The organism is Paraburkholderia phymatum, from assembly GCF_038900715.1.
Classification (GTDB): Bacteria; Pseudomonadota; Gammaproteobacteria; order Burkholderiales; family Burkholderiaceae; genus Paraburkholderia; species Paraburkholderia phymatum_A.
In genome coordinates, this window is the sequence record NZ_JAYMRZ010000046.1 from 1 (window position 1) to 21,187 (window position 21,187).

Annotated in this window: 12 protein-coding genes and 1 pseudogene; 7 read left to right on the forward strand and 6 right to left on the reverse strand. The window is 56.7% G+C overall.

Features of this window, described 5'->3' with window-relative positions; genetic code table 11:
* From nifD to VSR68_RS41340, 3 genes are all read left to right on the forward strand, one after another.
* Positions 1 to 1,425, forward strand: a 1,425-nt coding sequence (gene nifD / locus VSR68_RS41330) for a nitrogenase molybdenum-iron protein alpha chain (RefSeq protein ID WP_342945192.1), incomplete at its 5' end; no start/stop codon positions are given.
* Between the two features lie 71 nt (positions 1,426 to 1,496).
* Complete coding sequence (gene nifK / locus VSR68_RS41335) at positions 1,497 to 3,056, forward strand: nitrogenase molybdenum-iron protein subunit beta (RefSeq protein ID WP_342937644.1); 1,560 nt, start codon at positions 1,497 to 1,499, stop codon at positions 3,054 to 3,056.
* 168 nt (positions 3,057 to 3,224) lie between these two features.
* Positions 3,225 to 3,434 (forward strand): hypothetical protein, encoded by a 210-nt coding sequence (locus VSR68_RS41340; RefSeq protein WP_342937643.1) that lies wholly within the window; start codon positions 3,225 to 3,227, stop codon positions 3,432 to 3,434.
* A gap of 140 nt (positions 3,435 to 3,574) precedes the next feature.
* On the opposite strand, the gene VSR68_RS41345 is transcribed toward VSR68_RS41340, so the two are convergent.
* From VSR68_RS41345 to VSR68_RS41355, 3 genes are all read right to left on the reverse strand, one after another.
* Entirely contained in the window at positions 3,575 to 9,004 is a 5,430-nt protein-coding gene (locus tag VSR68_RS41345) for an AAA family ATPase (RefSeq protein WP_342945193.1), read from the reverse strand.
* 803 nt (positions 9,005 to 9,807) lie between these two features.
* Entirely contained in the window at positions 9,808 to 10,014 is a 207-nt protein-coding gene (locus VSR68_RS41350; protein WP_342937641.1) for a YbdD/YjiX family protein, read from the reverse strand.
* A 12-nt stretch (positions 10,015 to 10,026) separates the two neighbouring features.
* Complete coding sequence (locus VSR68_RS41355; RefSeq protein WP_342945194.1) at positions 10,027 to 12,105, reverse strand: carbon starvation CstA family protein; 2,079 nt, start codon at positions 12,103 to 12,105, stop codon at positions 10,027 to 10,029.
* A 184-nt stretch (positions 12,106 to 12,289) separates the two neighbouring features.
* Between VSR68_RS41355 and VSR68_RS41360 the strand changes: the two genes are divergently transcribed.
* Both VSR68_RS41360 and VSR68_RS41365 read left to right on the forward strand, forming a co-directional pair.
* Positions 12,290 to 13,705, forward strand: coding sequence for a cache domain-containing protein (locus VSR68_RS41360; RefSeq protein ID WP_342945195.1), 1,416 nt, complete (start codon positions 12,290 to 12,292; stop codon positions 13,703 to 13,705).
* Complete coding sequence (locus tag VSR68_RS41365) at positions 13,702 to 14,343, forward strand: response regulator transcription factor (RefSeq protein WP_342937638.1); 642 nt, start codon at positions 13,702 to 13,704, stop codon at positions 14,341 to 14,343. The genes VSR68_RS41360 and VSR68_RS41365 overlap by 4 nt, the downstream gene beginning before the upstream one ends.
* A 58-nt stretch (positions 14,344 to 14,401) precedes the next feature.
* On the opposite strand, the gene VSR68_RS41370 is transcribed toward VSR68_RS41365, so the two are convergent.
* A complete protein-coding gene (locus tag VSR68_RS41370; RefSeq protein WP_342937637.1) occupies positions 14,402 to 14,539 on the reverse strand; it encodes a hypothetical protein in 138 nt (45 codons plus the stop codon).
* A gap of 28 nt (positions 14,540 to 14,567) precedes the next feature.
* Positions 14,568 to 14,759: pseudogene (locus VSR68_RS41375) on the reverse strand (IS6 family transposase); the annotation flags it as partial.
* 1,029 nt (positions 14,760 to 15,788) lie between these two features.
* Here VSR68_RS41375 and VSR68_RS41380 point away from each other — a divergent pair.
* Both VSR68_RS41380 and VSR68_RS41385 read left to right on the forward strand, forming a co-directional pair.
* The gene (locus VSR68_RS41380) at positions 15,789 to 16,421 is read left to right on the forward strand and encodes a response regulator transcription factor (RefSeq protein WP_342937636.1); all 633 of its coding nucleotides are present in this window, start codon (positions 15,789 to 15,791) and stop codon (positions 16,419 to 16,421) included.
* A 1,852-nt stretch (positions 16,422 to 18,273) separates the two neighbouring features.
* A complete protein-coding gene (locus VSR68_RS41385) occupies positions 18,274 to 19,566 on the forward strand; it encodes a cytochrome P450 (protein ID WP_342945198.1) in 1,293 nt (430 codons plus the stop codon).
* Positions 19,567 to 19,805: 239 nt separating this feature from the next.
* Here the strand turns inward: VSR68_RS41385 and VSR68_RS41390 are convergent, their stop codons facing one another.
* A complete protein-coding gene (locus VSR68_RS41390; RefSeq protein ID WP_342937635.1) occupies positions 19,806 to 21,164 on the reverse strand; it encodes a carboxyl transferase domain-containing protein in 1,359 nt (452 codons plus the stop codon).
* Positions 21,165 to 21,187: the final 23 nt, after the last annotated feature.

The window sequence follows — 21,187 nt, forward strand, 5'->3', positions numbered from 1 at the left end:
GCCCTGATCGACGAAGTGCTGCAGGCATACCCCGAAAAGATGGCCAAGCGCCGCGCCAAGCATCTGGGTTCCTTTGAACAGGGCAAGCTCGACTGTGGGGTGAAATCGAACATCAAATCGCTGCCCGGCGTGATGACGATTCGCGGCTGCGCGTACGCCGGCTCTAAGGGTGTTGTCTGGGGGCCGATCAAAGACATGATTCACATCAGTCACGGCCCCGTCGGCTGCGGCCAGTACTCGTGGGGCTCGCGCCGCAACTACTACGTCGGCACGACGGGCATCGATACGTTCGTCACGATGCAGTTCACTTCCGATTTCCAAGAGAAGGATATCGTGTTCGGCGGCGACAAGAAGCTCGACAAGATCATCGACGAGATCCAGGAGCTCTTTCCGCTCAACAGAGGTATCTCCATCCAGACTGAGTGTCCGATCGGTCTGATCGGTGACGACATCGAGGCAGTCTCAAAGAAGAAGAGCACGCAGTACGGACGGCACACGATCGTGCCGGTACGCTGCGAGGGTTTTCGCGGTGTGTCGCAGTCACTCGGCCATCACCTTGCAAACGATGCGATCCGCGATTGCGTGTTCGACCAGGCCGATCCGAACAGGCGGCCCTCACTCGAGTCGACACCTTACGACGTCGCGATCATCGGTGACTACAACATCGGCGGCGATGCGTGGTCAAGCCGGATCCTGCTTGAGGAGATGGGTTTGCGCGTCATCGCGCAGTGGTCGGGCGATGGCACGCTTGCCGAACTCGAAAGTACGCCGAGATCCAAGCTTAACCTGCTGCACTGCTACCGGTCAATGAACTACATCAGCCGGCACATGGAAGAGAAGTATGGCACTCCGTGGGTCGAGTACAACTTTTTCGGTCCGACAATGATCGAGAAGAGTCTGCGTGAGATAGCGAGCCGATTTGATGACACGATCAAGGCGAATGCTGAAAAAGTGATCGCTAAATACCGCGCGTTGATGGATGCTGTCATAGCCAGGTATAAGCCGCGCCTGCAAGGCAAAAAGGTGATGCTGTTTGTGGGCGGCCTGCGCCCGCGTCACGTTATCGGGGCGTACGAAGACCTTGGCATGGAAGTCGTCGGCACCGGCTACGAGTTCGCTCACAACGACGACTACCAGCGCACGACGCACCACGTTAACGACGGCACACTGATCTACGACGACGTGACCGGCTATGAATTCGAGAAATTTGTTGAGCACACGCGGCCGGATCTCGTCGGTTCGGGCATCAAGGAAAAGTACGTCTTTCAGAAGATGGGCGTCCCCTTCCGGCAGATGCACAGCTGGGATTACTCCGGCCCCTATCACGGCTACGACGGCTTCGCGATCTTTGCGCGCGACATGGACATGGCGATCTCGAGTCCAGTATGGGGTCTCTCGAAGGCCCCGTGGAAAAAGGCTGCCTGAGCGCAACCGGGCGCTAATAGCACAACGGTGCCGACAGACGGCTGTTCAGATTTTCGATTCAGGAGCGTGTCATGCCCCAATCCACCGACAAAATTCTCGATCACGAACTGCTTTTTCGCGAGCCAGAGTATCAGGCGCTTCTCCGAAACAAGAGGGAAAACTTCGAGTTCAATCATCCCGATGAGGCGGTGACGCAGGTCGCCGAATGGACAAAGACTGAGGATTACAAGCAGAAGAATTTTGCCCGAGATTCGCTGACAGTGAATCCAGCAAAGGCGTGCCAGCCGCTTGGCGCTGTCTTCGTGGCCAACGGTTTTTACAAGACTTTGCCGTTCGTGCACGGCTCACAGGGCTGCGTGGCTTATTACCGCTCGCATTTCTCGCGACATTTCAAGGAGCCGACGTCGTGCGTCAGTTCGTCCATGACGGAGGACGCCGCGGTGTTCGGCGGGCTGAACAACATGATTGATGGCCTCGCGAATGCATACAACCTGTACAAGCCCGAGATGATCGCCGTCTCGACAACATGTATGGCAGAGGTGATCGGCGATGACCTCGATGCGTTCATTAAGAACAGTAAGCAGAAGGGCAGCGTACCGCAGGACTATGACGTGCCATTTGCCCATACGCCCGCGTTTGTGGGCAGCCATGTGACCGGCTACGACAATGCGCTATTGGGCATTCTGAAGTATTTTTGGGACGGCAAGGCTGGCACTACCACACCGCTCACGCGCGTGCCGGACGACACCGTTAACTTTATCGGTGGATTCGATGGATTCGTGGTCGGCAATATGAAAGAGGTTCGACGGATCTTTGATCTGTTCGGTATAAAGGTCAACATCATTTGTGATCCGTCCGAGACATGGAATACGCCAACCGATGGCGAGTTCCGAATGTACCAGGGTGGAACAACGAAAGAGGAGGTCGAGCACGCGTTGAACGCGAAGGCAACGTTTGTCTTTCAGGAGTTTTGCTGTGAGAAGACGAGCAAGTTCATCGCCGATCATGGCCAGGAAGTGATCTCGCTGAATGCGCCCGTCGGCGTTGGCGGGACCGACCACTTCCTCATGGAGATTTCTCGTGTGACCGGCAGACCAATTCCCGCAGAGCTCGAAAAGGAGCGCGGCCAACTCGTCGATGCAATGGCGGACAGTCAGGCGAATCTGCATGGCAAACGTTACGCCCTTTATGGCGATCCGGACCAGATGCTCGGGTACACGCAATTCCTGCTTGAGCTCGGAGCGGAGCCGGTGCACGTGCTCGCAACGAATGGCAACGATAGCTGGGCAGAGAAGGTCAGGGCCCTATTGGATGCATCGCCATACGGTGCAGGATGCAAGGTCTACCCAAAACGCGATCTTTGGCACATGCGCTCGCTGCTATTCACGGAGCCAGTGGACTTCCTGATTGGCAACACATACGGAAAGTATCTGGAGCGCGACACTGGGACGCCCCTCGTACGGCTCGTGTTCCCCATATTCGACCGCCATCACTATCATCGCTACCCGACTTGGGGATATTCCGGCGGCTTGCGAATTCTATTGGCGCTGCTGGACGAGTTCTTCGAAACAATGGACGCGAATACCATTGATATTTCGAAGACAGATTACAGCTTTGATATTGTCCGCTGACGTCCGTGTGGTCCTCACGTAGATACCATATGGGAGGGCAGCGGCGGTGCGCCCGGCAGGAGTAAGACCGGGCTCGCACACTGGTTTTCACCGAAGGGGGACGCAAATGGATGCGCCTGACACGGTTCTCCGCGGGCAGAATTCGACGGCGGGTGGCCGTCCCTGTATATGGCCTTTAACGTCGGCGAGAAGAACTGGAAACTCTCGCTGGGTGATGGTCAGTGCGCGCCCCGCCGCTCGGCGGCCAAATTGAAATTGTCTATTGCGCCGTGCGCTGGTGTTACCGGCTTTGAGTTGCCGCTCGACATTGAGGAGTTGCTGTCCAAACGGGCTGTTATCGTCTGCACGAAATCATTCGACGCAGGTGTGAACATTTAGCGCGGGTTTCGCACACCGGGCCGCGCCCCGCGCTTCGGTACCGCATGGCATCTGGACGAACTATTTGTGACGTTGCGGCCGATCTTACGCATGGCGTGCGGCGTGCGTTTGATGAGCATCCTGCATTTTGCCATTGCGGCCTAACTATCAGGCAGACTCGCTTTTATTACAGTTCCGGCACCCGGTGAACTGACAATTTCGATTTGGCCGCCGAGCATCAGAACGCGCTCTTCCATTCCCACCAGACCAAAGGATTTCTTTCGCGCAGCCTGAACGTCGAAACCTTGGCCGTCGTCGCGTACTTCGAGAAGGTAAGCATTAGCCGTTCGCTCGAGCGTGATGACCACTATCGTGGCTCTCGCATGACGAGAGACGTTGGTCAGTGCCTCCTGAACCAAGCGAAACAGCACGATAGACCGATCCTCGTCCATTGTGATGTTCTCATCGTGCACGCGCAGGCGACACTTCATACGTCGATTGCGATTGAACTCGGCAGCGAGCCACTCGAGTGCGGCCACGATGCCTGTGTCCAGCGCAGCAGGGCGTAGCGACGTGATGACGCCCCGTACAACTTGCATTGTTTGGTCCACGAGAGAAACCAGTGCCTGCGTCTGCTCGACAAGCTTCGGACAGTCAGTGTAAAGTTTCATCTGCAAAGCCGAGAGTCTTAGGCGAAGTGCTGTGAGATGTTGCCCGAGTTCGTCGTGCATTTCACGTGCGATGCGTTTGCGCTCTTCTTCGCGAGCCGTCTCGCGACGCGAGGTGAGTTCGCGTAGCATCTCGTACGATTCCCGCAAGCGGTGCTCCACTTCTTTTCGCTCTGACAGGTCGACCACGAAGGCGACGCCTTCTTTCCGACTGGATTCGAAAGCAACTCTGCCAACCATAACAGGTACACGGCTGCCGTCCTTTCTAATGTATTCCTTTTCGGATGGCTGCACGCGCCCCGTGCGCAAAATCTGCGCCAGGGCATCTTGCGTGGTCTCTTGCCATTCCTGCGGCGTCAGGTCTCTCCAGCGTATGCGACCTGAGACGAGGTCCTCGCGCTCGTATCCCACCATTCTTAGAAATGCGTCATTGGCCTCGAGAATGTCGCCATTAGCGTTCCACACGATGATGCCGATGATGTTTGCGTCGACGAGACGACGGATTCTAGCTTCGCGCTCAGTGAGGTCCTCGTACAAGCGAGTGTTCTCAAGCGATGTTGCTGCCTGTGAGGCCAGAAGGCGAAGCACTGCAATTCGAGCAGGAGCGAATGCGCGGGTGATCAGATTGTTTTCGAGATAGAGCACGCCCGTAAGCTTGGCCTGGTTCGTCAGAGGCAAGCAGACGATAGAACGCAGCCGATGCTCACGGATATAGCGATCCGTGCTAAATGCAGGGTCCTCTGCGGCATCGTCGAGGATGACGCTCTCCCCGGTGCGTAAGACATGGTAAAGCACTGATTCGGGCATCAACGTCGCATTAATGGGTACAGTACTCAATTGCACGCGAGCCATGTTGCCGTCCGTTGTAGCTTCAGCCGCTATCCATTGTTTGTCAACGTCTGGTAGGATGAGCATCCCCCGCTGCGCGCCCGCCTGTTCGATCGCCGTGCGCATGACCGTATCGATCAGATTGTCCAGGACAATCTCGCGCGAGATTGCCTGCGATACTTTGATCACGGTAGCGAGGTCCAATTGTTCGATGGGCGCCCCGATAGTGGTAGTTGGCGTTGGCGCTCGCTCTTTGTCCATGAGATGCGGATGAAGGTCGTCGAGTTGTCGCACCTTGCCCTCGGCCCCCCACCGTTGGTAGGCCTGTCGGGCCTCTTTGGCATATACGCGTGCGATCTTCTCAAAACCGCGTGTCGCGTAGAATCGGGACGCGAGTTCGTTCGCTACAGCTTCGTTATGGACAAAGCCGTTAGCGCGTGCTGACGCGATGGCTTCTTCAAAGAGCCGCATCGCGTCAACATCGCGATTTTCCAACCGGGCAATCTCGGCACCGACCAACGCCACGCGATCTGTGAAATTTGCGGGGCAGTTCTTCGACCAGATTTTCAGTTGCCGATGATGCGTCGCTATGGCGTCTTGGCAAATCTGCCGCTCTCCGGCCGGAACGTGCTCGCAATATGCCGCTCGGGCGAGCGCGCCGTAGAAGTGATACTCACATTCCTCCAAATGTGAGGAGGACGTCCAGAGCAATTGTTGCGCCGTTCCCGCAGCGTCAACAGCTTCCGCGTAGTCGCCGGCAATATATCGTGCCTGCAATTTCCTGACCCAGTACCAGCACGCAGCCGTCGCCAGCGCGGGATTGCCCGACAAATGATGCTCGAAGCGAGGTTCGTTCACGTTACGCTCATCGAGGCGCCCAAACCGGATTGTTGAGCCGCGAAGCATTCGAATTAGCGCGAGCTGCGTGTTCAAGTTATCGACAACCATGCCAAAGCCCGTCTTTTCGGAAAAGACTAGGCCCTGTTCGGCTTCATGCTCCACCGCGCCTAATGGCTCGCCGACAAAGAGCAGGTTGGAAATGACATGGCAGCACGTGTAGGCGGCAGACGGCAGGTCTCCGTTTCGATTCGCCGCCTTGAATGCATTATCCAGCACCTCACGGCTCATCCGCACGTGTTTCGTCCAGCGCGCGACGTAAAGCGCATAGCAAAGATACGTGACCGCCTGAAAGCGCTTGAGGCCCCGTTGTTCGACGAGCTTGTAGCCGAGATCGCCAAACTTGAACCCCTTTTGATAGTCGTTAAACCGCGGCCCCGCTATCCGTGCAAACATAACATACGCGAAAGAGGACGCGTCGCAGTTGCCATGCTCCAGGCTGAGACTGACCGCTTTGCATATCGTCAGCGAAGCCAGATTCGCGTCCGTGAACCATGCTGGGCGCAAGAGCTTGCTCAGCACTTCAGCCGTCGAAAGAGAATCGGGGTCCTTCATTAGCGGCAAGTCGATGAGGTCCTCTATCACTCGACCCTCAAGCCGGATCCAGATGCGCTCGTACTCTCGTTGTACTTCCTCTTCACTAGGATGGGCTGACCAATGGATCCCGACGCGACGGAGATGTTCGAGGCAGACAGCGACTGCACGATCGCTCTGATCAAGAGTCAGGTAAACGTCCATTTGCAGGCACATGACGAGCGCCTGTTCGATGATACGTGTTGCGCGAAGTGACAGCACCTTCAAGCGTTGCTCTGCGTTCGACAGTCGCCCGGTCAGGAATTCGCATTCGGCTCGAGTTAACTCGAGTGTGAAGATGAGTTCGTGCTTGCGCTCCCAGCAGTCGTCGGCTAGGAGTTGCGCACCCATGATGAGATAAGTGAGCGCTGATTCGTAGGCCGTCGACGTCTTGGCGCGCTGGCCGGCTATCAGGTTGAATGCAGCAAGTTGGTCGCGTTCCTCCTGATCATCCATCAGCGCTGTCCCGCGGTTGAGTTGACTGACGATATCGAATATCGCCTGCTCGCGCTTCTCGGGAGAGTTTTGTGTCGCGAGCAGGCGCCCGATACGCAGATGGACCTTTGGAAGCAAGCCTTCTGGGATCAGCGAATAGGCAGCTTCCTGCACCCGGTCGTGCGCAAACCTGTAGGCGTCTCCCAGATCATCGACAAGCTCCTTGTGTACCGCTGGTATCAGCGACGTGCGCACACTTTGCTCGGTTTTCCCCAATACTTTCGACAGAATCCCGAGCGTTGCGGTATTGCCGAGACAGGCGAGCAGTCGCAATGTCCGCCGTGTTTCGGCAGGGAGGCGGGCCAGCTTTACGACCATCAGGTCTGCCACGTTGTCCGTGTAGCCCTTTGCGCGAATTTGTGGCAGACGCCACTGCCAACAGGCCAGGTTGTGGTCGAAAGTAAGTAAATGCTCGTCGGCGAGTGCGTGTAGAAATTGAATGACGAAAAACGGATTACCGCCAGTCTTATCATGTATGAGCTGCACAAGTGGCGAGACCCGTTCCGGCGTTGTGTGGAGCGCTTCTGCAATCAATCGCTCCACGTCCTCGCGGGTGAGCGGTAGGAGCGCGATCTCGTCAACCGCCGCGGTCATGCTCCTGAATGTCCGAAGCTTATTCATCAGCGGATGATTGGTGTCTACCTCGTTGCTTCGATACGCGCCAATCATCATCAGATACTTCAGATCCGGGCAGGTTAGAAAATCCTGCAACAGGTCCAGCGTCGCGGTATCGAGCCATTGGAGGTCATCGAAAAACAGCACCAGCGGATGTTCCTGCCGGGCAAAGACACTCACGAACCGCCGAAAGGCTAGCTGGAAACGGCGTTGTGCCTGATGCAAATCCAGTTCGGGGACGGGCGGCTGGTCGCCGATGACGAGCTTAAGTTCGGGGAGTAGGTCAGTTACGAGTCGCGCGTTTGGCGTCAGTGCCTCCGTGAACGCCTCGCGCCAAATCGCCAGTTCCGTCTCTCGCAGGGTGAGAAGCCGGCGCACCAGATCACGAAAAGCGGGCAGCAGTGTCGAGTACGGTATGTCGCGCTTGTATTGGTCGAACTTACCCGATGTGTAGAGTGCTCGTGGCGGCACGAGCACCTTCTTTAGCTCATTCGCGATCGCGGACTTACCGATGCCCGAATAACCGGAAACCAGCACCAATTGCGGTGTGCCCCTAGCCATGACGCGGTCAAACGCGGCGACCATAGCGTCGATCTCACGTTGCCGACCATAAAGTTTATTGGGAATCGACAGCCGATCAGGCGTATCGTGCTCGCCGAGCGCGAAGACTTCGATGTGCCGCTGTCGCTCCCATTCGGTGAGACAACGTCGGAGGTCACGTTCCACACCAGCCGCAGTCTGATAGCGCTCCTCGGGCGTTTTAGCGAGCAGCTTCATAACTACTTCCGAGACGACGGGCAGAATTCTCCCCACCCGCGCGCTCGGCGCCATCGGCTTGCGAGCAACGTGGCAGTGCACCAATTCCAACGGATTGTCGGCGTTGAACGGCAATACACCGGTGAGCATCTGGTAGAGCACAACGCCAAATGAATAGAGGTCGCTTCGGGAATCAATCGAGCGATTCATTCGCCCTGTCTGTTCCGGCGCCATATATGCCAGCGTGCCCGCAATCGTCTCAGGTGGCACTGAGGATTGACGCTCGCGGGGCAGTTCTGAGGCGATGCCGAAGCCGGTGAGCCGCAAGAAACCATCCGCACAGTTTGCCAAAATATGAGCGGGCTTGAGGTCCTTGTGGACGAAACCGCGCTGGTGAAGTTTGCCCAGCGCTTCAGCAATGCCGATGGCAACGTGTAAAACAGTTCCCATTTCCATCGGCGCGCCGATCATCCGTTCGAGCGGCTCACCGCCCGGGTCTTCGAGCACCAATACAGTCCGGCCTTCTGCGCGAATCAGATCCATCGGCCGTACCGCCCATGTGCTATTGAGTTTCTCCTTCAGCTCGAATTCATGCGTGAGACGAAGGATGGTGTCGGCTGAGGGATTCGCCGCCGTGGTCTGTACAACCAGAACGCTTTCGCTGCCGCGAGATTGACAAACCCGACAGAGGACACGGTCCGCGTCCTCCCAGAGGACTTGGCGGTTGTTTCGTTTTTCGGAAAAACGTGGAACGTTCATTTACCGCATACTCTCAGCCGTTCGAATCTACAATTATGCGCTGCACCCCGCAAGTATGGCATCTATAAAATGTAAGAAGAAACGTGGTCGGACGAGACTGGGACTGGGCGCGCTCTAAAGAGAGCAGCAGTCACAAGGTGACCGAACATGTACCGGTGCGAACGTACGGCATTGGCTGGGTTGTGTCGCCAGCCCGTTCAATAGCTTGGTCCGCGAATCGGATACTCGTTCGGGAGGTATTGTCACGTTGCCGAGTGAGTCGGCTAAATCTGGCGATGCGGAAGGCGAAAGAATTGCGCTTCATCGACGGCAAGCGTCAACAGTCGCGCCGTGCGCATGTTCTACCGGGTTCAGTTGAGCCTGCGCGACATCGAGAAGTTGTTGTTCAAACGGGGCGTTGTCGTCCGCTTCGAAATCATTCGACGTTAGTGCGACACGTTCGGCGTGGGCCTTGCTCACCGGTCAAGGTTCGCGTCCGCAACCAGGCACCACGTGGTACCCGAATGTGTGTCACGAACACAAGTGAATCCGTGTGGCGCCGTATTGCGTGCGCCTCCCCGGAGTCGATTTGTAGCAGCAGGCTTCAAACCGCCCGGTGCTACTGCGTTAAAAGGGTATGGTGGTGATCGCCCGCGGAAAGGTCATTCATCAGGGTAGCAAGTACGTGTTGAGAAGTTGTATGAAAGCAACCCGTTCGATGACCATCGTTAAGCTGCTACAGCTCTGTCAAAACTCGCGGGCGTTCGTCGCTCCAGGATGGGGCGGGACGAGAGCTGCTTGCGGACGAGCCGGCACCTGTAAGTTCAACAACACTTCCCCGTCCTTCCTCTGTAGCGCGCTGCCTGCCGTTCCCGAAAGAACTCTTCGTAGCTCATCACATCCCGGTCGGGATGTATCCGCCTCATATGCGAAACGTACGTCTCGTAGTCGGGCAGTCCGACCATCAACCGTATGGTTTGGCCGAGATAGCGCCCGGCGTTACGCACGTCGTGCCTCAGTCCTGAAAACATCACGGTCTCCGCTCAGTTAGTGCCAACTGTACGCTGGTCGGTGGGCAGCATCTCGAATTGCATCTCCCGATCAGTAGCACAATCTTCGCGACGAGCACGCACGACAGCAAGCGCCCCATACACGACAACAGTGACAACCACGAAGATAAACAGTCCGGCGAGCGCCGCGTCGATATAGTCGTTGAACATGACGCGATGCATCTGCGTAACAGACTTCGCGGGCGCGACGATCTTGCCTGCACGGTCAGCTGCGCCAAGTTTCGCTGCGTGCGCGAGGAAGCCGACCTTCGGGTTGGCATCGAAGATCTTCTGCCAGCCTGCCGTCATCGTACAGATCAGCAGCCACACGGTCGGTACCAGCGTGACCCATGCGAAGCGTTCGCGCTTCCTCTTGAAGAGCACCACCGTGCCGAGCACGAGTGCAATTCCCGCAAGCATCTGGTTCGAGATGCCGAAGAGCGGCCAGAGCGTATTGATGCCGCCCAACGGGTCGACGATGCCTTGATAGAGGAAGTAGCCCCACGCCGCGACGCACAGCGCAGTCGCGATCAGATTGGCGGGGAGCGAATCTATGCGCTTGAGTGCAGGGTGGAATGTGCCGAGCAGGTCCTGCAGCATGAAGCGGCCGGCGCGCGTGCCCGCATCGACGGCCGTCAGGATGAAAAGTGCCTCGAACAGGATCGCGAAGTGATACCAGAACGCCATCATCGCCTGACCACCGATCACCTGATGCAAAATCTGAGCCATACCCACAGCGAGCGTCGGTGCGCCGCCCGCGCGCGCCACGATGGTCGTTTCACCGACGGCTTTTGCAGTTTGCGTCAGCATTTCCGGGGTAAGAACGAAACCCCATTGAGACACGGTCTGCGCTACGGCTTCAGGCATGTTGCCGAGCACCGCAGCTGGTGAGTTCATCGCAAAGTACACGCCCGGCTCGATTACTGCCGCTGCGACTAGGGCCATGATGGCGACAAAGGATTCCATCAACATCGCACCATAGCCGATGAAGCGCGCGTTGGCTTCATTATCGAGCAGTTTCGGCGTCGTGCCCGATGAAATTAGTGCATGGAAGCCCGACACTGCGCCGCAAGCGATGGTGATGAACAGGAAAGGGAAGAGATTGCCCGACCAGACGGGCCCCGTGCCGTCGATGAACTTCGTCATCGCCGGCATTTTCAGTTCCGGTGCGACGATCAGAATGCCGATTGCAAGGCCGAGGATCGTGCCGATCTTCAGGAACGTCGACAGATAGTCGCGCGGCGCGAGCAACAGCCACACGGGCAGCACCGATGCGATGAAACCGTAGTCGATAAGGATCCAGGTGAGCTGTGTGCCACTGAACGTGAACCAGGCGGCCAGTGCTGCGGAATCGTGCACCTGCTGGCCGAATACGATCGATGCCATCAGCAGCACGAAGCCGATCACCGACACTTCACCGATACAGCCCGGGCGGAGAATGCGCGTGTAGATGCCCATGAAAAGGGCAATGGGAATCGTCGCGGCGACCGTGAACGTGCCCCACGGTGAATTCGTCAGTGCCTTGACGACGATCAGCGCCAGCACGGCGAGAATTATCACCATGATCAGGAAAGCACCGAACAGCGCAATTATGCCGGGGACAGTGCCAAGCTCCATCTTCACGAGATCGCCGAGCGAACGTCCGTCGCGGCGCGTCGAGATAAAGAGCACGATGAAGTCCTGCACCGCACCTGCGAACACGGCTCCCGCGAGAATCCAGAGCATGCCGGGCATATAGCCCATCTGCGCGGCGAGCACAGGGCCGACGAGCGGACCCGCGCCCGCGATGGCCGCGAAGTGATGGCCGAACAGCACGTACTTGTTAGTCGGCACGTAGTCGAGGCCGTCGTTATGCCGCACGGCAGGCGTCATACGCTGACCGTCGAGTTGCACGACCTGATTTGCGATGAAGTGGCTGTAGAAGCGGTACGCGATTAGGTAGACACAGACGGCGGCGATCACGACCCAGAGCGCGCTGACCTTTTCGCCGTGCGTGAGCGCGATGGTGCCGAACGCGAATGCGCCCAACAGTGCGACTGCCGTCCACACCAGAAAACTGGATGCCCGGTTCATAGGAGTCTCCAATATATTTTTATGAAACGACCGTCAGCGCCGCTGGTCGGTGCGCGCGGCGCATGGTCTGGGATGAGCCATGCTTTGGGCGTGTAGTATTCGTCTTCATCGAGTGCGTCACAAGCGCACAACTACGTAAGTGTGCTACGTAGTTCTACGTAGCCCGCCCGACCGGATTACCAACATGAAACTGAAAGCGAAGATATTTCTGCTCGCCGTCGTACCGTTTCTCGTCGCGATAGCTGGCATTGCCTTCGGCGTGCGCCATCAGGCGACGACGCTTGCGAAGGCGCAGCACGACACGACCCAGTTGGCCTATATGGGCAGCAAGAAAATTGAATTGCGCAATTATGTCGATCTCGCGACTAGCGCCATCAGGCCTCTGTACGACGAGGCCGGCAAGAATGCGCGCGACGATGCCATGCTGCGCGACCGCGCACTCGCGATGTTGCAGAAAATGGACTTTGGCCCCGACGGCTACTTTTTCGTCTACGACATGCATGGCCGTTCGTTGATGCACCCGCGCGAGCCGAATCTCGTCGGCCGTGACCTGTGGACGCTGCGCGATCCCGCAGGGGCGCTGACAATCCAACAACTGCTCGCCATGGCGGCGCAGGGAGGCGGCTATGTACGTTATGTGTGGCATCGTCCATCGACAGGCAAGCTCTCAGCGAAACTCGGCTATGTCGTGCCACTACAGCGCTGGGGCTGGATGCTCGGCACAGGCATCTATCTGGATGATGTTGATACGACTCTCGCAAGCATCGATCGGCGCGCATCGGCCGATATTGACCACACGATGATGTGGATCGGCATCATTGCGCTGGCCGGGATTTGTGTGATTGCCGTGTGCGCGCTTGTGTTGAACGTAAGCGAGCATCGCAGCGCCGATGCCAAGCTCAAGCGTCTCACACAGCAGGTGGTCGAGTCGCAGGAAAACGAACGGGCGCGGCTGTCACGGGAACTTCACGACGGCATCAGCCAGATGCTCGTGTCCGTCAAGCTGCTACTCGAATCGGCGCTTGCGCGTTTCGAACTGAGCGCAACGCGCGTCCCGCCGGCAGAAGCAGCGCTGTCCATGGGGATCACGCGTCTCGCCGATGCGCTACGCGAGGTGCGCCGCATCTCGCATGCACTGCGTCCTTCCATGCTTGACGATCTGGGCCTCGCGGCGGCGCTCGAACAGCTGACGCGCGAGTTGAGCGCGCAGAGTCAACTGGCGATTGGGTTCACGCAGAATTGCCACGATCACGCCGCGCACTTGCCCGATACTGTGAAAACGACGCTCTTTCGTATCGCGCAGGAAGCATTGATCAATATTCTCCGGCACGCACATGCGAGTCGGGCGGCGTTGGCGCTCGAAGTATCGGGGAGCGAGATCACTCTCTCTATCAGCGACGACGGACGGGGCTTCAATGTCGAACGCGTACAGTCCGGTCTTTTTAGCGGCGTCGGTCTACGCAACATCCGTGAGCGGCTGGAGGCTCTCAACGGCAGCCTGCAACTAGACTCACGCGCGGGCCATACAATAGTCACGGCGACCGTGCCGCTTTTCATGCGCGGCCCGCTTCCGGAAGAACTGCAGGCAAACCATTCATGAGCTATCCAACGGGCGCGGCGCGCCTCATCCTTGTCGATGATCATCCGCTTGTGCGCGACGGCTTGCGCGCGCGTCTTGAAGCTGTGCCAGGCTTTGCTGTCGTCGGCGAAGCGGGGAATGCGGAACAAGCGATGACGCTCGCTGCAGCGCAGGAGCCCGACCTCGTGCTGATGGATGTCGGCATGAAGGGGATCAATGGAATAACGCTCGCCGCGCTGTTTCATGAGCGCTTTCCTGACATACGCGTGCTCATGCTGTCGATGCACGACAACGTTGAGTATGTGACCAACGCCGTTCGCGCCGGTGCGCGCGGCTATATTTTGAAGGATTCACCGGGAGCGGAAATCATTCGCGCGATCGGTGCGGTTCTTGATGGGAAGACGTTCTTCAGCGAAGAACTTGGCGCGCGGCTTATCCAGGCGTCGACCCTTCGTGATCCTAGGGAGCGTTTGACACCGCGAGAGCGTGACATTCTTGATCAACTGGCCGAAGGTCTGTCGAGCAAGCAGATCGCACACCGCAGCGGTCTGTCAGTGAGAACCGTTGAAACGCATCGGCAGAATCTGAAGCGCAAACTCGAAATTGATGGTCAGGCCGAGCTGATCAAGTTCGCCGTGGAGCACCGGCGCTCAGGTTAGGTCGACTGCCCGGAAAATCGGTGTTGCGCGAATCGGAAAGCGGCGATGCGTGTGCGTTTCAGCGCATCCAGCCGTGCAGCGCGCACTTCTGCCCGCCGATCTCGAGACCCGCCTCCCGCGACGGCGCGACAACCGACCACGACTTCAGCCGAACGCGCTTGCCTTCGAGGCGCTCGGCGCCGCGATGCGAACGCATGCGCCGCGAAAACGTCCACACACGTCATCAGATGTCGTGTGGTGCGGGATGCGCGGCGAGCTGATCTGACCGCACCGTGCGAAGCCTGCGCCGAACGTGTTGCACCAACGTCGAATGATTGCGTAGCGGACGACAACGTTCCGTTCGCGCAATAACTTTTCGATGCGCGCATGCTCAACTGAAGGCGGTAGTACGGGCGCACAGCGCAACTGATGGCGATCGCCGGGAAGCGATGGTCGCGATAAAGCGCATTTCGTCTTCCGCATCGCCAGCAGGCTCTACGAGCAAATGGCGCTCAGGATTTCCTGACGCGTTAATCAGCATTTCCTGACGCGTTAATCAGGATGTTCTGCCGCGATATTCCAGTGCGCTCTGGCAGCGTCGTTAAACCGGTTGTGCGAAACTCCGACGTCGAAAATCCCACGCCACGCGAAGGGTGACAATTGCTTCTCTCTCGGCGAGAGAGAAGAGACAGCACGCCTGCCGCGCTTAGATGTTTGGGCGAAACAATGCGTAAATTACGCCGCTACGACACGGACCAACTCGGCGAATACGGATTTTGCTCGCTTTCCGAAATGGCGGACAAGATCGACGTTCTCATCGAATGCCCGGCGTCCGTAGCGAATCCGATGGCTGTGGGCGTTTCACCGGAAAAGCACACGGTTAGCGGGCAGGCGTAAGAACTGAAGAAGCAGGCAATAACCGCAGGGAAGAATTTGGGCAAGGCGCACTTTGGGGCGGCACAGTGTTTCATCAGGCTTTTTCGGAACCCCCGCGGGCGCGGTGAATTCGTCTTTGAGATCGAGTGCAGAATAGGATAGCCAAACGGCGACACTCGCGGGAAATATGGTGCTCTTCAGGTTGGACGCGGTGGAATGGTTTGGCTACATGCGGCGACGCCCCGAAACTCCGGTTTCTCGCGACGGTGCTCGCCATTAGTTGCGCGATCACGCTGGATCCTGATGGTGTAACAAGACTATCTTATGCGCCGAGTGAAGGCTGATATCCAGTGGATTGGCATGAGGTAACGGTGTCGAATCTCCATTGCTACTTCGCCGCACCGCGCTCGTCATTCTGGTCGATGCGTTGTTTCTCACGGTCTCCAGGCGCTGCTTTCATTCGCGGCTTGTCGCGCGGCATCTCGCGACTGTCGCGCGCTGCTAATCGGCGGATCGTTTCCGATCGGCAGCAGGCCGGGCGCGCGGACCATGGTTTCCATTCACATTCCGCTCGATGGCGGACCTCGAACATGATCAGGATACTCATTGCGGACGATCACGCGATTGTTCGTGGCGGACTCAGGCAGATCATCGCAACCACGAGCGATATCATCGTCGTGGCGGAAGCGATGCAAGGGACAGAAGTGATCGACAGGCTGCGCAGTTGCGTCGTGGATCTGCTGCTGCTCGACATGACAATGCCCGGCATCAGTGGCGTCGATCTGATCCGCAGAGTGCGGGTGGAGCAACCGTCGCTGCCCGTACTCGTGCTGAGCATTCACGATGAACCACAGGTGGCCTCGCGCGCATTGCTCGCGGGCGCAACAGGCTATCTGACCAAGGACAGCGACCCGGACGTGCTGCTCGCGGCGATCCGCAAGCTCGCGGAAGGCGGCCGCTTCATCGACCCGAAACTCGTCGATGCCATGGTCTTCGAAACACGGCGCGGCGACGTGCCACCGCATGAGGTGCTGTCGGACCGCGAGTTTCAGGTGCTGCAGATGCTCGCGGCGGGCCGGAGCATCAACGAAATCGCCGACGCGTGCTCGCTCAGCGCGAAAACAATCAGTACATACAAGACGCGCTTAATGCAGAAGCTCGGACTTTCCAACAATGCGGGGGTGATACGGTATGCCATCCGGCATGGGTTGATCGTCGAATAAGCGGAGGTGAATGGCGCGCACGCTCTTTCTGTCAGAAGGGCGTCGGACCTAACGCAGTGTTAGCTTTCGTAGTGGCGCATCTGCCGTTCGCACTAGTGCGCAGCAAACCGTCTGTCGGCGGCCCGCCGGGGTGCAGAAGTATTCTTTGCGACGGGTACGCCGTTCGTCCAGGTGCAATGATGGCGGATAGAACCTACTTGGCCTGAAGTGGTCTCCGAGTTCAGGCCGGCGTTCCCCGACGGACGGTAGAGCTAACCGGAACAAGGGCTCCAGTACACGTTCCCCTGCGCAGTGGGCGAGCTTCTGTTCGATGGTGGCTTCCTGGCATGACGCAGCAGATCGTCATTGTTGACCGTGAGCTCGGTGGTACCCGGCGCATGGGCGCAACTGATGACGATCGTCGGGACCGGCGGCCGCGATAAAGCGAGCTGTTCTTTGCCAGCTGGCCATGTTGCCCAACCGCTCTTGCCAATGTAACGACGCCGGTGGGTGCAATCGTATAAGTGTGGCTCTTCTCGTGGAAGGCGTTTGTGCGCTTTGTTGCAACACCGACAGAGAGTCCCTGTGCATCTGTCGGATAAGTGCCTGCGAGCTAGAGCGAAAAAGCACTGGTGACTTACTGCGCGTTCAGCCATCGTTACGGTGCGCTGAGCCATTAGATCAGCCAGTGCGGCGAGAAGATTAAGTTCAAACTTTTTTGAAACGTTTTTTCTAGCCAATCCCCAACTGTAGGGCGAGTGTCGGGTCAGTCAATTGTGCGGAGGCGGCCTGACGCGTTATGCGCCAACGGCTGACAGGTTTTACGCTCAGAACGTTCTGGCTCACATCGCCGACCACAAAGCAATCGCATCGACGACCTGCTGCCCTGGAACGTGGCCGAAAAGTTGCCCACGCAACCCGTGTCTCTCCATCTATTTGCAGACTCCGGCGGTCTTCCGGAAGCTATCTGTTACTATGAGCGCGCTTTCACTGTTGGCCCTTACATGCGCGAAACATCGCAAACGTCACACACGACGCGCTTATGCTCGTCTCGACCGCCTTATCGCGACACAGCCCGGGTCGATGCGTTCCAGTGTCTTCCGCCACAACCGTAAAGACTTTCTCTTTGCTCTGGTGTATCGACCCCGAGCCGATGCTGGCAAAAATTGATTTCACTGTCACAGTCAAGCTCGGTGCCGCGCGACGCCATTGATTTCAATCATGCCGCCTATTTGCAAGCTCTTTTCCGATGAAAGGTGCAACGGTACACTTATGTCATGATCGATAGGTCGACCGCATCGCTGTATGGCCAGTTCCTTCGCGCAAAGCAACTCACCGACATATTGTCGGCCGCATTCGCTACGCTCGGTTCCCTCGGCCTGAGAGCAGGGGCGAATACCTTAATCAGCTTACGGTCGTTGCCTTCATGATCGCAAGAAAGCGTAAGATTTTCACTTATGATCTTTACCCAAAACGGTGAACGCGCAAAGTGAGAATTTGTGTATTCACTGCAAAAGTCAAGAGGAATACTATCGATAACATAATCGAATGAAAGAGCACGAAGCCCGCGAAATCGGCGCAGATGTCGACGCAATTGCACCGTCCGCGGCGCGCCGAGCCAGCTACTTGACAAGCTCACGATACTCTACGCGCATCCAGGTCATCATTCGGGGCACGCGTGATCATCGACTGCGCGAACGTCGCAGCAAGTGGTGGCCGTGAAGTGCGTGCATTACGGCGTATTGGTCCCGGTCTCGGAAAGTTTCGCGGGACGATCGGGCGAACGCAATTCTGTCCCAACAACTTCAGTGCTTTTTGCGTGTGGTTATAGGCCACGTCGATTTCACGACGCATTTTAAACCGTCCTACCGTCATAAACATGTCAAATTTCGACCTGCCAAAAGACATGGCAAACCATCTGGTTGATCCGCATTACTATACCAACCCTGATCGTCTCCATGAAACGTATGCTTGGGCGCGCGCTAACAACCCTGTCGGGCGTGCAATGGCGGACGGGCATGATCCGTTCTGGGTGGTCACGAAACACGCCGACGTCTCCATGATTTCACGAGATACCGTCTCGTTTTGCAACGGCGAGTATTCTGTCGTCTGCCGGCCGAAAGCGTCGATCGAGCATGTTATTTCCGAAACTGGTAGTCCGAACATTGTCCGCTCGCTTGTGCATGTCGATGGGGACGAGCACAAGAATCTACGTGCGCTGACACAGTCATGGTTCATGCCGAACAGCATCATCAAGCTTGACGGCCGCATTCGATCGCTGGCACGTGCGATGACCGCGAAACTGCTGCAGCAAAGTGGGCAAGTGATCGATTTTGCGAACGACGTTGCATCCCACTACCCGCTGAACGTGATCATGGATATTCTCGGAGTTCCGCAGGAGGATTCGCTGCGGCTTTTGACGCTGACTCATGAGATGTTCGGAAGCGAGGATGCGGAATACAAGCGCGAGATGCAGCGCCAAGGCGGCTCAAGCAGCGCAATGGGCAAGGCCCTGCTGTCCGTTGTGGCCGACTTCAAGGACTACTTCAAGCGCCTCACCGAAGACCGTCGGGCGAACGCGCGTAACGATATCGCGAGCGTACTAGCCAACGCGGTGGTCAACGGCCAGCCTATCGATGAAGCAACCCTTCTTGGCTATTACGTGATCATCGCCGCGGCGGGGCACGATACGGTTTCATCGTCCACCTCAGTCGCGATGTGGGCGTTGAGTCGCTTCCCTGAGCTGCTGCCGCGACTTCAGGCGGACCATTCGCTGATTCCGCAGTTTATCGACGAAACCCTTCGTTACGCATCGCCAGTGCGACATTTCATGCGTACGGCAACTGCCGACACCGACGTCCGAGGACGAACAATCCGAAAGGGCGATTGGCTGATGCTCTGCTACGGTTCAGCAAATTGTGACGAGGAAGTCTTTCCTGAGCCGTTCAATTTCAATATCGACCGCAAACCGAACCGGCATCTCGCATTCGGCGTTGGCGCTCACGTGTGCCTTGGTCAGCATCTCGCAAACATGGAGATGCGCATCCTGTTTGAGGAACTGATCCCGAGGTTGCGGCTTGTCGAGCCGGCGGGGGAAATTGAATTCATCGCGTCCAACTTCGTCGGTGGTCCAAAGCATCTTCCGGTGCGCTGTGTGATGCAATGATTGCACCAAAAACAGCGAAGGAATGCTGCCACGAAGCCGAGGACATGATTGGTGTAACGATCGTGAATGGCTCAAACGCTTCTAATATTCTGAGAATCAGGTATCGGCAAGTCCGCCAATCTTGGCCGTTTTGATGAAAAATATTCGAAGTGCATCGCGCCCAGTGCCTTGTAATTTGAGCGCGTAATTTTAAATCTTGACGCTTTTGAAAGCAAACGACCGGGAAAATACGAGACCGGTCATCTGCTGGGAAATAAATATTTAGTTATTTGGTCCCTTGTTTGTTCTATCTTAATAACGTCAGTGATCAGTCCGCTAATTTTTAATAACCTTGGATCTTCAATTTCTTTGGATAGTGTTTGCACCGTGGTCCTGGCGTCCTCATCAAGGCTAGATAAAACCTTGTTCATCGTATCCGGACTGAAAACGCCAATGTGCGCATGCGGATATGCCAGCACTGCTACCGGGTCGAACCCGGGTCCACACATGGCGTAAACACCGCCTGTGTAAGCTTTTCGCGCAACGAGGAGTAACTTCGGCACCTTACATTGAATATGCGATCGAAACAATTCTGCCGCCGCCGAGAATATGCCGCTACGTTCCGCTTCTTTGCCTATCATGAATCCGGGGACATCTGCAACAAATATAATCGGAGTTTTTGTTTTTGCGGCAATGTTTATCATTTTGACCATTTTAGACGCAGATTTCCGATGAATTATGCCTCCGTTGTGTCGAGGGTTGTTGGCGATAACCGCGATCAGATTCCTTCTGATGGTTGCATAGCCGGTCAATACCTCCTGTGCGTATAGTGCGCTTATTTCGGTCAGGCTGCCTTTATCGATAAAAGAATATAGCAAATCATGCATGTCATATGGTGTTCGGTGATTCGATGGAATCAATTTTTCAAAATCGATCGGATCGGGATCTTGATATTCAAAAACACTGCGTGAGTTGCCTTTAAAAATATCATTAACCAATTTTTTTAAGCATCGGAACAAGCTTCCTTCGTCATCGAATACCAGTTGAACCGAGCCTGAGTCCTTGCTGTGAACGTTTGTTCCGCCTAGTGAATAGAGGTCGGACTCCTGCGCCAGCATGGCCTTCACCATATCCGGCCGACCCATACATAAAGCGCCATTCTTAGTCATCAGTACCAAATCTGCGAGCATCAGCGGTAAAGCAAGTGGGCCTGAAGTAGGACCGAGTATGGCGGAAATCAGCAGATTAGTTTCTGAGAATTCCGCGATAGATGCGCTTACCCGACCCATTCCCGAGGGAGACAAAAGCAGTCTGGACATGTCTCGCGAAAGCACCTTTGCCGTGTCGAAACTGCCTGTCCCTCCAGACTGATCCTGAATGTAGATCAGCGGGGCACCGTTATTCTGAGCCTGACTTACCGTGCTTATGATTTGGCGGGCAGTGCGCCACTGGCCACTTCCTTGGAACTCACAGTCTTGCCCGCGATTCATGACCAGAAACGTCCTTACTGAATTTACCAATCCTTCACCGCAGATGAAATGACCCCTCTCATCCTGGTGGTGATCAACAAAACTGCTAGGGTCAAAGAGCGCATTTATCCGCTTCAGGGAAATTTGCATTTACGTTTGCCTCTCCCGGCAGT